The 14310-nt window shown below is 73.5% G+C and carries 11 protein-coding genes; 5 read left to right on the top strand and 6 right to left on the bottom strand.

Annotated elements, in window-relative coordinates:
* Positions 1-13: 13 nt before the first annotated feature.
* Entirely contained in the window at positions 14-2860 is a 2847-nt protein-coding gene (locus KAK03_RS13105) for a serine/threonine-protein kinase (RefSeq protein WP_210854400.1), read from the top strand.
* 148 nt (positions 2861-3008) lie between these two features.
* Positions 3009-5633 (top strand): ATP-binding protein, encoded by a 2625-nt coding sequence (locus tag KAK03_RS13100; RefSeq protein ID WP_210854399.1) that lies wholly within the window; start codon positions 3009-3011, stop codon positions 5631-5633.
* 7 nt (positions 5634-5640) lie between these two features.
* Here KAK03_RS13100 and KAK03_RS13095 read toward each other — a convergent pair whose 3' ends face one another.
* From KAK03_RS13095 to KAK03_RS13085, 3 genes are all read right to left on the bottom strand, one after another.
* Positions 5641-6657 carry a hypothetical protein gene (locus KAK03_RS13095; RefSeq protein WP_210854398.1) on the bottom strand — a complete coding sequence of 339 codons (1017 nt, stop codon included), beginning with the start codon at positions 6655-6657 and terminating at the stop codon, positions 5641-5643.
* A gap of 81 nt (positions 6658-6738) precedes the next feature.
* Positions 6739-8022 (bottom strand): PQQ-dependent sugar dehydrogenase, encoded by a 1284-nt coding sequence (locus KAK03_RS13090; protein WP_210854397.1) that lies wholly within the window; start codon positions 8020-8022, stop codon positions 6739-6741.
* A 51-nt stretch (positions 8023-8073) separates the two neighbouring features.
* Positions 8074-8703 (bottom strand): LysE family translocator, encoded by a 630-nt coding sequence (locus KAK03_RS13085; protein WP_247661134.1) that lies wholly within the window; start codon positions 8701-8703, stop codon positions 8074-8076.
* A gap of 107 nt (positions 8704-8810) precedes the next feature.
* Here KAK03_RS13085 and KAK03_RS13080 point away from each other — a divergent pair, with 107 nt between their 5' ends.
* Genes KAK03_RS13080 through KAK03_RS13070 form a run of 3 tightly spaced genes read left to right on the top strand, consistent with a single transcriptional unit; the run spans position 8811 to position 9986 of the window.
* On the top strand, positions 8811-9269 hold the full coding sequence (locus KAK03_RS13080) for an Lrp/AsnC family transcriptional regulator (protein ID WP_210854396.1): 459 nt from the start codon (positions 8811-8813) through the stop codon (positions 9267-9269).
* 10 nt (positions 9270-9279) lie between these two features.
* Entirely contained in the window at positions 9280-9525 is a 246-nt protein-coding gene (locus KAK03_RS13075) for a DUF3297 family protein (protein WP_210854395.1), read from the top strand.
* Positions 9526-9527: 2 nt separating this feature from the next.
* Complete coding sequence (locus tag KAK03_RS13070) at positions 9528-9986, top strand: hypothetical protein (protein WP_210854394.1); 459 nt, start codon at positions 9528-9530, stop codon at positions 9984-9986.
* Here KAK03_RS13070 and KAK03_RS13065 read toward each other — a convergent pair.
* The 3 genes from KAK03_RS13065 to KAK03_RS13055 form a co-directional block, all read right to left on the bottom strand.
* On the bottom strand, positions 9952-10461 hold the full coding sequence (locus tag KAK03_RS13065) for a nucleoside 2-deoxyribosyltransferase (protein WP_247661133.1): 510 nt from the start codon (positions 10459-10461) through the stop codon (positions 9952-9954). The two genes, KAK03_RS13070 and KAK03_RS13065, sit on opposite strands and share 35 nt — an antisense overlap.
* A gap of 19 nt (positions 10462-10480) precedes the next feature.
* Complete coding sequence (locus KAK03_RS13060; protein ID WP_210854392.1) at positions 10481-12508, bottom strand: NADPH-dependent 2,4-dienoyl-CoA reductase; 2028 nt, start codon at positions 12506-12508, stop codon at positions 10481-10483.
* Between the two features lie 157 nt (positions 12509-12665).
* Positions 12666-14306 (bottom strand): SulP family inorganic anion transporter, encoded by a 1641-nt coding sequence (locus tag KAK03_RS13055; RefSeq protein WP_210854391.1) that lies wholly within the window; start codon positions 14304-14306, stop codon positions 12666-12668.
* Between the last annotated feature and the right edge of the window lie 4 nt (positions 14307-14310).

Here is a 14310-nt window from a genome sequence, read left to right as displayed (position 1 = left end):
CGCTGTCCACCCGATGATCGACCGCACGCAGTGGGAGCAGCTCTCGGCGCTGCTGGACGAGGCGCTGGATCTGGCCCCGGGCGAGCGCGCGACCTGGCTGGAGCGGGTGTGTGCCCAGCAGCCGGCGCTGGCCACCGCGCTGCGGCGGATGCTGGCCCAGGCCGAGCGGGCCGAGGCGCAACCCGATGCGGCGCAGGCGCTGGTGACCGCCTTCGACCAATGGCTGGGTCCGGCACTGGTGCCGGGCGCCGACGAGCGCGCCACCAGTGACCTGCGGGGCCTGCCGCTGGGTGCCTGGGTGCTGGCCGAGAAGATCGGCGAGGGCGGCATGGGCCAGGTCTGGCGCGCCAACCGGGCCGACGGCCTGTTCCAGGGCGAGGCGGCGATCAAGCTGCTGCGGGCCGATCTGCCGGCCGAGCGCTTCTCGGCCCGCTTCGCGCGCGAGCGGGCGGTGCTCGCACGCCTGAACCACCCCGCCATCGCCCGGCTGCTGGATGCCGGTGTGGCCCAGGGCCAGGCCTACCTGGTGCTGGAGCTGGTGCGCGGCCGGCCGCTGTCCGAACATGCCCGGCTGCATGCGCCGCTGCTGGACCAGCGGGTGGCGCTGCTGCGCAGCGTGGCCCAGGCGGTGGAGGCGGCCCATGCGCAGCTGGTGATCCACCGCGACCTCAAGCCGTCCAATGTGCTGGTCACCGCCGAGGGCCAGCCCAAACTGCTGGATTTCGGCGTCGCTGGCCTGTTGGACGACGACGCCGCGGCCGACGACCTGACGCGCCTGACCGGCCGCGGCCTGACCGTGGGGTACGCCGCGCCGGAACAACTGGCCGGCCAGCCGGTGGGTACCGCTGCGGATGTCTTCTCGCTGGGCGTGATGCTCTATGAGCTGGTCAGCGGCGCACTGCCCTTCGGCGCCGCGGGCGACAGCCGGGCGAGCCTGGAGCGCGCGGTGATGGACACCGAGCCCCACCGCCTGCTGAGCGCCACCCCGACGCCGGGGGGACCCGGCCCGGCCGAGGACGCCGGGCGCGCCCGCGGCGACCTGGAGGCGGTGATCGCCAAGGCACTGCACAAGGACCCGGCACAGCGCTACCGCAACGTCAGCGCCTTCATCGAGGACCTGGACCACTGGTCGGCCCGCCGGCCGGTGCGCGCCCAGCGCCGCGACTGGCGCCATGACAGCCTGCTGTGGCTGCGCCGCCATGCGCTGCTGGCGGGCAGCACGGCGATCGTCACCTGCTCGCTGGCGATCGGTCTGGGCACCAGCCTGTGGCAATGGCAGCGGGCCAAGGAGGCCGCGCGGCAGTCGGACGAGGTCACGGCCTACCTGCAGGAGCTGCTGGCCTCGGCCAGCCCCGATCGCCATGGCGGCGAGTGGCCCACCGTCTTGCAGCTGCTGCGCAAGGCGCGCGAAGACGTGCTGCAGCGCTTCGGCGATTCGCCCGAGACCCGGCTGCGCGTGCTGCAGGTGCTGGTGGCGACCAACCAGCAGCTCAACCGCCACGACATCGCGCAGCCGCTGGCGCGCGAGCTGGTGGCGCTGAGCGTGCAGATCCACGGGGAGGAGTCCGCGCCCACGCTGAAGGCCCGGCTCGACCAGTCCCGCAGCTGGATCCTGCAGGGCCAGCCCGACCTGATCGTCGAGAGCATCGCCCCGGCGATCCCACGCCTGCGGCGGGTGTTCGGCGCCGACAGCGACGAGCTGCTCAACGGCCTGATGCTGCTGGACGCCGCCTATGCCCGCCTGGGCCGCGCCGACGAGGCCGCCCAGGCCCTGGCGCAGGCCTGGCAGATCATCGAGCCGATGCAGGGCCCCGAGGCCGAGCGCATGCGCGCCAGCTACCTGAACCACCTGAGCATCGTCCAGAGCGCCCAGGGCCATCTGCGCGAGGCGATCAACACGCTCAAGCGCACCGAGGTCTACTGGGGCCGCACCGAGCCGAACTGGCAGCGCGAGGTGCTGACCTACCAGCGCAACCTGCTGGCGCTGCAGATCCGGGCGGGCGACTACGGCGACATCGAACCCCGGCTGCGCAGCCTGCTGCCGCGCATCGATGCGCTGATGAAGCCGGGCAGCGGCCTGAACCTCTCGCTGCGCCACGAGCTGGGGCGCTTCCTGCTGGAGACCGGCCGCTGGCCCGAGGCCCTGCGCCAGCGCGACGAGGACCTGGCCTACGCCCGGGCGGCCGGCGTGGTGCACCCGGTCGCCCAGATGGCGCTGCAGGCCCAGCGCCTGCAACTGCAGGGCCTGACGCATGCCGTGGCGCCGGCCGCGTACGACGCCCAGGCCCGCGCCCTGATGCAGCAACTGCAGACGGAGCAGGAGTGGCTGGGGCAGCAGCGCGTGGAGATCCGCCTGGCGCTGGCCCGCGGCGCCCTGGCCCTGGACCTGGGCGAGCTGGCCGGCTCGCTGGTCGATGCACTGCGGCAGGAGCCTGGGGTGCGTGACGGCTGGGATCGGCCGGTGCGTGCCCGGGTGGACAGGCTGTCGGCCCAGCTGGCGCGCTGGCGGGGCGACCTGCCGGCGGCGCGCCAGCTGCTGGCGCGGCTGGTGGCGGCCGGGCCCGGGATGGCCGGCCCCACGGTCGAGGCCTGGTCGACTGCCCTGGACCACGCCTGGGTGCTGCAGCAGCTGGGGGCGGCCGGTGCCGCCGAGGCGCTGGCCGAGGCGCAGCGGCGCCGGCCGCCGTCCGTGCCGCCGGGGCACCCGCTGGACCAGGTGCAGCGCTACCTCGAGCGGGCCTCGGACACGCGCGACCCGGCAGGCGCGCGGGCGGCCCTGGCCGCGATCCTGGCGTCGCAGGGCGCGGCCACGACGGAGGTGACCGGGGGGCGGGCCTCGCTGTTCGGCGCGCTGATCTGAAGCGCCGCCGAGCACCGGGCCGCGGCGGACCCAGCCTGCCGTGGACTCGGTGTTTTCCCGCACCTGTGTCGCACAGGCGGGTCCGGCGACGTCTGTACCAGCATCACGGCCACCCACGGTGGGTGGCTGCGCAGACCCCGCCCGGCCCATGAACCCACCTGTCCCCGTCAGCCCGCACCTGTCGACCGCCACGCGCGTGGTCTCGGGCGAGGAGCTGGTGATCGACCGCCGTGCGCGCCGCGTGTATCGGCAGGGGCAGCCGCTGACGGTGGGGGTGCGCGCCTTCGAGCTGCTCAGCGCGCTGATCGACGCCGACGGGCGGGTCCTCAGCGCCGAGGAGCTGCGCCGTCAGGTGTGGGAGGACAAGTCGGTGGGCGACAACAACCTGCGCGTGCAGCTGACGCTGCTGCGCCGGGTGCTGGGCGCCGACGCCATCGTCCATCACCGCGGCCGCGGCTACCAGCTGGTGCTCAGCACCCGGGCGCAGGAGGACGCGGCCGAACTCGCCGCCGAGGCCCTGTCGGTTGCCCCGAAGGACGACCTGCCGGAGTCGCCCTGGCCGCTGGTGGGGCGTGACCGCTGTCTGGCCGAGGTCTCGGCGCGCCTGCTGCAGCACCAGCGCGTCACGCTGCTGGGCCCGCCGGGGGTCGGCAAGAGCGGCCTGGCGCTGGCTGCGGCGCGGGCCGCCGCGGGCGATGCCGGCCGGCCGGTGTGGTGGATCCACCTGGCCCCGCTGCGTGATGGTCTGCAACTGGCCAGCGCGATCCGGTCGGTGCTGCAGCTCGACATCAGCGGTCCGCTGTCGCTGGAGCGGGTGGGCTCGGCCCTGGGTGACCGCGAGGGCCTGCTGGTGCTGGACGCCTGCGAACACCTGCTGTCGCTGGTCACCGCCTTCTGCGATCGTCTGCTGCGGGTGGCGCCCCACGTGCGCGTGCTGGCCACCACCCGCAAGAGCCTGCGCAGCGCCGGCGAGCAGGTGCTGGTCGTGCCGCCGCTGGAGCTGCCGGCCGAGGCGCCTGACACGCCGCTGGGCGCGGTGCGCGCCAGCAGCGCCTGCCAGCTGTTCGAGATGCGCGTGCGCTCGGCCGACCCGCGCTTCCGGCTGACCCCGGTGAACGCGCCGGTCGTGGCCGAGATCTGCCGCCGGCTCGACGGCAACCCCCTGGCCCTGGTGCTGGCCGCCAGCCGCGTGCCCTCGGTGGGTCTGCTGGACCTGCGCGATTCGCTGGACCAGCGCCTGACCTGGGTGCGACCGGCGGTCGATGACGACGAGCGCCACCAGAGCCTGCATGCCGCGCTGGCGTCCAGCCACGCCTTGCTCCGGGCCGCCGAGCAGCGCCTGCTGTGGGTGGTCAGCGTCTTCGACGGCCCCTTCGGTCTGGACGACGCGCGGGCCGTGGCCCATGCCGACCCGGCGCTGGACCGGGTGTCGCTGGTGGACGCGATGGCCACGCTGGTCGAGCACGGCCTGGTCGAGGTGGACGGCGACAGCCTGCTGGGCGCCGATGCGGCGCGGGCGCGCTACACGCTGCACGAATCGGTGCGCCTGTTTGCGCGCGACCTGTTGCAGGGCTCGGGTCGGCTCGACGATGTGCTGCGCGCCCATGGCCACCACCTGCTGACCCAGTTGAAGGACCGCCAGGCGACCGACCGTCCGGCCCTGGCGCAGCCCGACGCGGTGCGGCGTCAGCACGCCAGCGTGCAGCGGGTGATCGCCTGGGCCAGCGCGGCCGATCCGCTGCTGGCGCTGCGCCTGTGCGCGCTGTGCGCCACGCCCTGGCGCCGCATGGGCCTGCATGCGCTGGCGCGACAGCTGGCGCGGCCCCTGCTGGCCCTGCCGGTGGAGCCCGCCCAGGTCTCGGCCCGCATTGAGCTGCTGCTGGCGCTGTGTGCGGTGGATGCCGAATTGGAGGACGCCGCGGCCGTGCTGGCCGACGCCACCGAGGCCCTGGCGCTGCTGGACGGGCGTCCGGACACCTGGCAGCGCGCGCAGGCGCTGGGCTGGCGCGCCCAGGCCTGGGTGCTCGACGGCCGGCTGGGGCTGGCCTGCCAGGGGCTGGCCGAGGCCGTGCCGCTGTGGCGCGAAACCGGCGACGAGCGCGGTCTGAGCCAGGCCCTGCAGCAGCAGGGCGGCGCGCTGCTGATGGCCGGCCGCAGCGAGGAGGCGCGTGCCGCGCTGCAGGAGGCCCAGATGCTGTGCCGCGCCGCCCGCGAACGCAGCCTCGGTGAGGACGACTGGGGTCTGATGCAGATCCACGAGCAGCTGGGCGAGCTGGAACTGGGCGCGGGCCAGGTGTCGCTGGCGGCCGAGCACCTGGAGCGGGCGGCGCTGCTGGCCCGGCGCGCACCCAACCACTTCCGCCTGGCGCGCACCCTGGCCCTGCTGGGCCATGTGTACCTGCGCCTGGGCGAGCGCGAGCAGTCGGCGGTGTGCGTGGCCGAAGGCATCGACATCGCGCTGCGCCAGGGCTTCGCGCGGCTGCTGGCCGACAACGCCAGCGTGCTCTCCGGTGTGCTGATGGCCGCCAACCAGCCGGTGCGGGCCCTGGCGGCCAGCCGCTATGCCGAGCGCCAGCGCGAGCGCCTGGGCATGCTGTGCCCGCCGGTGATGCAGGACCTGATGGATGTGGTGGCCCTGCAGGTGGTGACGGCGATCCCGGCGCGCCAGCGGCGCGCTGCCGAAGCGCAGGCCGAACTGGTCACGCTGGAAGAGCTGCGCGACTGGGCCGGCGACGTGGCGGGCCTGCCGCCCGGCGGCCCGCTGGCGCACTGAGTCAGCTTCAGTCCGGCGTGGGTGCGGTGGGCGGGGCGGGGGTCGGCGCCGGCTTCATCGAGGCCCGCAGCGTCATGAAGCGGCCCAGCAGGTCGAACCAGAACGGCGCGCCCAGCATCACCGCGAAGGCGCTGACCAGCCAGCCCAGGGCCAGCATCATCAGCGCCAGCGGATCGGCGTTCTGCAGGCCGCCCTGCGGCGCCAGCTGGGGCAGGCTGCCGCCGGGCTGCCAGCCGATCGGCAGGCCGATCGCGCCCAGCCGGTGCTGCAGCGCATCGAGCCGCTGGGCCGGCGCCTGACCAGCCAGACCGGCCTGGGCGTCCTGCACCAGGCTGGCCTGCTGCACCGCCGCCTCGCGCAGCGCGCGGTCGGCCAGCAGGCGGTTCATCACGTGCAACGCATCGATGTTCAGCACCACCGCGGCCAGCAGACCCACCGTGAACAGCACGGCCTGGGTGCGGCGCTTGTACCAGCCGCTGGCCCGCTGCATGGTGCCGTCGAACCACTGGGCCAGGTGCTGCCGTGTCGCCGCCAGGTCGTCATTGCCGCGGTCCAGCGCCCACAGCAGCACGCGCCGCAGGTGCGGCGAGTCGTACTGCGCCACGCGTTCACGCAGCGCCTGGGGTGTCAGCGGGGCGTTGGCGGCGGCGCTGCCGTCGCCGCGCGCCACCAGGTCGATCAGCGCATCGGCAAAGCGCTCCGAGGGAATGTAGGAGGGCAGCTGGCGCCGCGCATGCAGCCGCATGTGCCTGGACCCCAGGCCCGGTGTGAAGGGGCTGCGCCAGAGCTTCTTCGGGTCGTAGCGGCCCTGGAACAGCGAGTAGATCAGCGGGTGCTCGTACAGGCGCTGGGCGACCGTGCCATCGTCGTCGTTGAGCAGCACGCGCAGGCCGCGCTCCAGGTCCATCGCGCGCCACTTCATGATGCCCTCGATCCATTCCTGGATCGCGGTGCAGATCAGCGACATCGTGAGGAACAGGAAGGCCATGCCAATGGCGACTTCCAGGGTTTCCGAATTGAACATGGGCCTCCCGGGCGGTGGGGCCACCAGTCTCGTCGGACCCCGGGCCGGCGGGCACCCGGCAAGATAGGGATGCCCCAGCGATCAGGGCGCGCTGTAGCGGATGCGGTAGAGCGCGCCGGCGTGGTCGTCCGAGACCAGCAAGGAGCCATCCGGCAGCTCGGCCACATCCACCGGGCGGCCCCAGTAGCGGCCCTGGTCCAGCCAGCCCTCGGCGAACACGGTGGGCGCGCCGGCCTGGCCGTCGGGCTGCAGCGGCACGAAGTTCAGCAGCGCGCCGGTGGCCTGGCTGCGGTTCCAGGAGCCGTGCGAGGCGACGAAGATACCGCCGCGGAAGCTGGCCGGGAACTGCCTGCCGCGGTAGAAGTGCATGCCCAGCTGCGCCTGGTGCGCGGGGAACTCGGCCTGCGGCGGGGTCCAGGTGGCGGGCGGCGGCAGGTCCTTCAGGTCCGGGGCCACGGCGGTGCCGGCCACCGGGGTGTTGCGGCCGTGGATGAAGGGGTAGCCAAAGTGCTCGCCGCCCGGGCGGGTGATGCGGTTGAGCTCGCCGGGCGGGATGTCGTCGCCCATGTGGTCGGTCTGGTTGTCGGTGAACCAGACGGTGCCGGTGCCGGGCTGCAGGTCCATGCCCACGCTGGCGCGCACGCCGCGTGCCAGCACCTCGCGGGCGCTGCCGTCGGCCGCGCGCAGGCGCACCAGGCCGCCGATGCCCAGGCGCTCATAGAGCGCCACCTTCTCGCGCGGCTGCACGTTGTAGGGCTGGCCCAGGGTGATGTAGAGCCAGCCGTCGTCGGACACGCGGCAGGTGCGGTCGCCATGGTTGGGCCGGGCCTCTTCCGGCGGCACCAGCGTTCCCTGGGGCACCACGGTGACCAGCTCCAGCGAGGCATCGGTGCCCGCGCGCGACGCTCCCACCAGGCGCAGCACCCGGTTGCGCTCGGCCACCACCAGGTCACCAGCGGGCGTCAGGCACACCCCGTTGGGCGACACAAAGCCCTGGCCGGGCGCCAGGGCCCGCACCTCGTCGGCCTGGCGGTCACCGTCGCGGTCGGTCACGGCCCAGACCGTGTCGCGGCGGGTGCCGACGAAGACCCGGTCGCCCGCCGGCGACACCGCCAGGTGGCGCGCCCCGGGCACCAGCGCGTAGAGCTCGATCTGGAAACCCGCGGGCAGGCGCACGCGCCGCAGCTGTTCACGCAACTGCTGCGCCTTGGCATCCTGCTGCGGGACGGGCGGCTGCGCGGCATCGAAGGCGGGCACCCGCTGCGCAGCGGCCGGGGCGCCGGCCAGGGCCAGCACCAGCGTGACCAGACCGGACAAGACGGATGCGGCGGACAGGAGCGGCGGGGTGGGGCGGGCAATGGGCATGTGGCGATTCTCGGCGTCGTGCGGCGACCCGGCTGCTGGCGGGGGCTCTGCTCAGGCGCCCAGCTGCGCCCACTGCCACAGCGCAAAGGCGGCCAGCAGCAGCGCCGAGGCGGCATTGATGCGGCGTCGCCAGGCGTCGTCCAGCGCATGGCGCAGGCGGCTCACGCCCCAGCTCAGGCCCAGCCACCACAGCGCGGAGCCCAGCCACACACCCAGCACCATCAGCGTGGGCGACAGCGGCGGGCCGCCGGCGCCCGCCAGTGCGCCGAAGACGGCGATGAAGGACAGGATGGTCGCCGGGTTCGACAGGGTCAGCGCGAAGGTGCCGCCGAAATGGCGCAACAGGTCGCCGCCCGAGGGCAGCGGGGCCGCGCCAGTGGCCAGCGGTGCGCGCCAGGTCTGCCAGGCCAGCCACAGCAGCAGCGCACCGCCGCCCAGCGCCAGCGGCACCCGCGCGCCCACCAGCCAGGTGATCGCCGCCTGCACGCCCCAGGCGCCCAGCGCGCCATAGGCGGCGTCGGCGCAGGCGGCGCCCAGACCGGTGGCCAGTCCAGCGGCCATGCCGCCGTCCAGCGTGCGGCGGATCGTCAGCAGGCCGATCGGGCCGACCGGGGCGGCAATGCCCAGTCCGACCAGCACGGCCTGCAGGAAACGGGAATCAGTCAGTGCATCCGTCATCATGATCAGGATGCTAAGTGGGTCAATCGGTCATGACCAGTCGATTTGTCTGGTCTAGCGGCGGCATTGGCGTATGATTTTCTGGTCCGAAGCACTTGGTACCGAAAACCATGACCTTCGATGTCGATGCCCGTTCCTGGGCCCTGCTGCAGGCGCTGCAGCGCGATGGCCGGGCACCGCTGAAGGTCCTGGCTGAAGCCTGCGGCCTGAGCGTGGCCGCCACCGCTGAGCGGCTGCGACGTTTGCAGGACGCCGGCGTGGTGCGGGGCGTGCACGCCGAACTCGACCCGGTGCGGGCCGGCTACGGTGTGCAGGCCGTGGTGGCCATCCAGGCGCCGCAGCCCGGCAAACAGCCGCTGCTGGCCTGTCTTCAGGAGATGCCCGAAGTGCTGGAGTGTCACCACGTGACTGGGGCCGATTCCTACCTGGTGCAGGTGGTGGCGGTGGACCTGGCCCACCTGGAAACGCTGGTGTCCGCGATCAGCCGTTGGGGCGAGACGCGCACCTCGCTGGTCTTCTCGACGCCGATCCGCCGCCGGCCGCTGCAGCCGCCGCGCCGACCTGCCTAGAATCCCCACCATGACCGAAACCACCAAGCCTGCGCTGCCCGACCGCCTGAGCGTCGACCCCAAGAGCCCGCACCATGTGGCGGCGGTGTTCGAACACGAGATCGGCATCCGCTTCAACGGCAAGGACCGCTTCGACGTCGAGGAATACTGCCTCAGCGAAGGCTGGATCAAGGTGCCCGCCGGCAAGACGCTGGACCGCAAGGGCCGGCCGCTGTGCATCAAGCTCAAGGGGGCGGTGGAGGCCTTCTACCGCTGAAGGTGCAGCACGACTTCAGCACGCCGGCGGCGCTCTGGAGCGATTTCACGCTGCATGCCAGCGTGCTGGCCGTGGCGGCGGTGGGGGTGTCGCTGGCGGTGTGGGCCCTGGGTCGCCGAAGCCTGCCGCGCTGGGGGGTTGGCGAGTCGGCGCTGGTGGGCGCGCTGCTGCTGCTGATCGGCCTGTGGGTGATCCAGGCACAAACCCTGGACCGGTTCTGGCGCATCGAGGCCTCGGCGGGCCAGCTGCGGCTGTTCCCGCGTGAGGGGGAGCCGGTGATCTGGCGTGCGGCCGACATCGATGATGTCCGCTATGGCTTCCGGGGCAAGCTGGCCTACGGGCCGTGCCGGCTGGTCGTTGAGACGCGTGATGGCCAGCGCCTGCTCACCGCCAGCCAGCGCCTGACCCTGCAGGACTGCCAGGCGCTCAGGGCGCAGGTGCTGCGCGCTCTGGCACCTTGAGCGCCCTGGCATCCAGCGCGCGCAGCGCGGCGGCGGCGTCGCCCCGCACCAGCCTGGCCGCGCCGGCCAGCATCAGATTGCGCGGCAGCCCGAAATCCTCGACCAGCAGGCCTTGCGCATCATGGCTGCCGCCCAGCTGCGCCCGCAGCGGTCGGTCGTCGTCCAGGTAGCCCAGCACCGGCGTGCCCAGGGCCGCGGCAAAGCCCACCTCGAACGCGGTGCCCGAGTCGGGTTCATGGCCGCGGAAGTCGTTCAGGTTGGCCAGCACCAGGTCGGCGCGACGGATCAGCGCGCAGTTGGCCTCGTAGATCCAGCGCGCTGCGGCGGGCCCCTGCAGCCCCTCGGGCAGGGTGTTGTCCAGCGGGTACAGCCCGGTGTGGCCATGCGCTGCGCACAGCGCCTTCAGCCGCTCGCCCTGGGCCAGCGCATCCGGGCGAAAGACATCGAAGCCGGCCAGGTAGATCGTCAGCGCCATGGGCGCCAGTATCGCCCGCCTACAGCCGGGCCCCGAGGCGCACGCCCTGGTCGATGGCGCGTTTCGCATCGAGCTCGCCGGCCTCCTGGGCGCCGCCGATCACATGCACGGTCAGCCCGAGGGCTTGCAGCGGCGCCTGCAGCGCACGCAGCGGCTCCTGGCCGGCGCACAGCACCACGGTGTCGACCTCCAGCCAGCGCGGGTTCTCGCGCTGCTCGCCTTCGCTGATCTTCAGGCCGGCGTCGCTGATCTGCTCGTAGTTCACGCCGCCCAGCATGCGCACGCCGGCGCGCTTGAGCACGCTGCGGTGGATCCAGCCGGTGGTCTTGCCCAGGCCGGCACCGGGCTTGCTGGCCTTGCGCTGCAGCAGCCAGACCTGGCGGGCCGGCGGATGCGGCTCGGCCTCGGGGGCCAGGCCGCCGCGGGCCAGCGCCGGGTCGGTCACGCCCCACTCGGCCAGCCAGGCGGGCAGGTCCAGCGCGGTGCTGCGGCCCTGGTGGGTCAGGAACTCGGCCACGTCGAAGCCGATGCCGCCGGCACCCACCACCGCCACCCGCGGCCCGACCGGGGCGCCACGCAGCACGTCGATGTAGCTCAGCGCCTTGGGATGGGGCAGGCCCGGGATGGACGGCGTGCGCGGCAGCACGCCGGTGGCCAGCACCACCTCGCTGACGCCCAGCGCCTGCAGCGACTCTGCGGTGGCCCGCGTGTTCAGGTGCAGCCGCACGCCGGTGCGGTTCACGCGTTCGCCCCAGTAACGCAGCGTCTCGTGGAACTCCTCCTTGCCGGGCACCTGCTTGGCCAGGTTCAGCTGACCGCCGATCTCGGCGGCGGCGTCGACCAGGTGCACGGTGTGGCCGCGCTCGGCCAGCGTGGTGGCGGCGGCCAGCCCGGCCGGTCCGGCGCCGACCACGGCGACGGTCTTGCGGGCGCTGGTGGGGGTGATCAGGATCTCGGTCTCGCGGCAGGCCCGCGGATTGACCAGGCAGCTCGAGAGCTTGTTGTCGAACACATGGTCCAGGCAGGCCTGGTTGCAGGCGATGCAGGTGTTGATCTCGCGCGCGCGGCCCTCGCGCGCCTTCTTCACGAAGTGGGCGTCGGCCAGCAGCGGCCGCGCCATCGAGACCATGTCGGCATAGCCTTCGGCCAGCAGGGTGTCGGCCAGCTCGGGCGTGTTGATGCGGTTGCTGGTGATCAGCGGGATGCCCACCTCGGCCTTCATCTTCTTCGTCAGCCAGGCGAAGGCGGCGCGCGGCACGCTGGTGGCGATGGTGGGCACACGGGCCTCGTGCCAGCCGATGCCGGTGTTGATGATGGTGGCGCCGGCCGCCTCGATGGCCTTGGCCAGCTGCACCACCTCGTCCCAGCTGGAGCCGCCGGGCACCAGGTCGATCATCGACAGGCGGTAGATCAGGATGAAATCGGGGCCCACCGCCTCGCGGGTGCGGCGCACGATCTCCACCGGCAGGCGCATGCGGTTCTCGTACGAACCGCCCCAGCGGTCGTCGCGGTGGTTGGTGGCCGCCGCGATGAACTGGTTGATGAAGTAGCCCTCGCTGCCCATGATCTCGACGCCGTCGTAGCCGGCCTCGCGGGCCAGCGTGGCGCAGCGCACGAAGGCGCGGATCTGGCGCTCGATGCCGCCCTCGGACAGCTCGCGCGGGCGGAAGGGCGAGATCGGGCTCTTGATCGCCGAGGGCGCCACCGCCAGCGGCTGGTAGGCATAGCGGCCGGTGTGCAGGATCTGCAGCGCGATCCTGCCGCCGCGCTGGTGCACCGCCTCGGTGACCACCCGGTGGCGCCTGACCGCTCCGCGCGTGGCCAGCGTGCCGGCGAAGGGCTTGGCCCAGCCCTCGATGTTGGGCGCGAAGCCACCGGTGACGATCAGGCCGACCTCGCCCTCGGCGCGCTCGGCGAAGTAGGCGGCCAGCTTGGTGAGGTCGCGGCCTTCTTCCAGACCGGTGTGCATCGAGCCCATCAGCACGCGGTTCTTCAGCGTGGTGAAGCCCAGGTCCAGGGGTTGCAACAGGTGGGGGTAATGGCTCATGGTCGGGGCACGGGTGGACGGCTCGGCCGATTGTGGTGGCGCCGGGCCACCGGGCGACTGGAGGTTTCGCCCTAATCGATGTCGCGCAGGTGACGCGCGGTACGGGGGTCAGGGCCTGTCCACACCACCGCCACCCTTCCGGTCGTGTGAACAGGCCCTAGCGCGGGTCGGCGTCAGGCTGCAGGGCCTGGTGCATGCTCAGGAACACCCGGCCATGGGCGCGCGCGGCCCAGTCGGCGGTCTTCAGGCGGTCCATCAGGGGGCCCTTGACCTCGGCCAGATCCAGCCGCACGCCGCGGGCATGCAGCGCTTCGTCGAGCGCCAGCAGCGCCGTCAGGCCGCTGAAGTCGATCGCGTTGACCGGCGACATCTGCAGCACCACGCGGCGGGTGTCCTCGTCCAGCTGGTCCTGCACCAGGCTGCCCAGGTCGCGGGCGTTGGTGAACAGCAGGCTCTCGTCGATGCGCAGCGCCACCACGCCGGGCTGTTCCTCGGTGGCGTGGCGCTCGATGTTGCGGTAGTGCTCGGTGCCGGGCACGCGGCCGATGCGGGCCACGTGCGGGTCGGCGGTGCGCTGCAGCAGCAAGGCGGCCGACAGCGCCACGCCCACGCTCAGCGCCACCTCCATGCTGGCCAGCACGGTCAGCGCGGCCACGCCCAGCATCACCCAGAACTCCTCGCGGGCATAGCGCCAGGCCAGGCGGAACGGCTGGAGATCAAGCATCGACGAGGCCGCCAGCACGATCGTGGCCGCCAGCACCGCCCGCGGCAGCAGGGCCAGCGGGGCGGCCAGCAGCAGCGCACTGAGCGCCATCAGGCCGGCGACGATCACCCCCACCCGCAGGCTGCGGGCATTCGCCTCGAAGGCCACGGCGCTGCGCGACAGGCCACCGCCCACCGGCATGCCGCCACTCAGCGCCGCCAGCAGGTTGGCACCGCCCAGGCCGCACAGTTCGCGCCGCGGCACCAGGTGCTGGCGCCGCCGCGCGGCCAGCGAGCCGGCCACCGCCAGGTGCTCGACCGACACCAGCAGCGCCAGCAGCGCGGCGCTGGGCAGCATCAGCCGCCACAGCGCCGGGTCCAGTGCCGGCCAGGTGGGTCGGATGGCCAGCGCCGGCAACGCGCCCACCACCGCCACGCCGTGGCCGCTGGCATCGGCCAGCGCGGCCCCGGCGATCGCCAGGGCCATCACCGCCAGCGGCGCGGCGCGCCCCGCCTGGCCGCCGGCGCGACGGCCCAGCCACAGCAAGGTGATGGCGGCGACGGTGATGCCCAGCGTGAGCAGGTGGCCCGGACGCGCGGCGCCCAGCCAGCCGGCCGCGACATCCACCAGCCGCGTGCCCCCGGACGAGCTGCCCGCCAGCACCGGCAGCTGCGTGATGACGATGGTCAGCGCGGCGCCGGTCATGAAGCCGTGCAGCACCGGCACGCTCAGCAGCGCCACCAGCGCATCGAAGCGCAGGGCGGCACCCAGCAGCAGCACCGCGCCGGTCTCCAGCGCCAGCACGCCGGCCAGCGCGGCGGCGGAGGTGCCCTCGGGCGCCACGGCCAGCGCATGCTGCAGGGCCTGGGCCGTCATCAGCGACAGCACCGCGCCAGGACCCATCACGCTGACCGGGCTGGTGCCCACCGCGGCGTAGGCCAGCGCGGGCACGATGCTGGCCGCCAGGCCCAGCTCGGCCGGCAGACCGGCCAGCAGCGCATAGGCCAGGCTCTGCGGGATCAGCAGCAGCGTGATGATGCCGGCGGCGACGGCGTCGTCGCGCCAGGAGGGGGGCAGGGCCTGGGGGGCGGGCAAGTGT

The sequence above is a fragment of the Ideonella alba genome (assembly GCF_018069845.1).
In the GTDB taxonomy this organism is placed as follows: Bacteria; Pseudomonadota; Gammaproteobacteria; order Burkholderiales; family Burkholderiaceae_C; genus Ideonella; species Ideonella alba.
The sequence above is the reverse complement of the archived record's forward strand: the minus strand, read 5'-3'. Positions and strand labels throughout refer to the sequence as shown.

Excerpts from the sequence above, each read along its gene's own strand:
- KAK03_RS13105 (WP_210854400.1), top strand. The coding sequence starts at position 14 with ATGATCGACCGCACGCAGTGGGAGCAGCTCTCGGCGCTGCTGGACGAG.
- KAK03_RS13100 (WP_210854399.1), top strand. The coding sequence starts at position 3,009 with ATGAACCCACCTGTCCCCGTCAGCCCGCACCTGTCGACCGCCACGCGC.
- KAK03_RS13095 (WP_210854398.1), bottom strand. The coding sequence starts at position 6,657 with ATGTTCAATTCGGAAACCCTGGAAGTCGCCATTGGCATGGCCTTCCTG.
- KAK03_RS13090 (WP_210854397.1), bottom strand. The coding sequence starts at position 8,022 with ATGCCCATTGCCCGCCCCACCCCGCCGCTCCTGTCCGCCGCATCCGTC.
- KAK03_RS13085 (WP_247661134.1), bottom strand. The coding sequence starts at position 8,703 with ATGATGACGGATGCACTGACTGATTCCCGTTTCCTGCAGGCCGTGCTG.
- KAK03_RS13080 (WP_210854396.1), top strand. The coding sequence starts at position 8,811 with ATGACCTTCGATGTCGATGCCCGTTCCTGGGCCCTGCTGCAGGCGCTG.
- KAK03_RS13075 (WP_210854395.1), top strand. The coding sequence starts at position 9,280 with ATGACCGAAACCACCAAGCCTGCGCTGCCCGACCGCCTGAGCGTCGAC.
- KAK03_RS13065 (WP_247661133.1), bottom strand. The coding sequence starts at position 10,461 with ATGGCGCTGACGATCTACCTGGCCGGCTTCGATGTCTTTCGCCCGGAT.
- KAK03_RS13060 (WP_210854392.1), bottom strand. The coding sequence starts at position 12,508 with ATGAGCCATTACCCCCACCTGTTGCAACCCCTGGACCTGGGCTTCACC.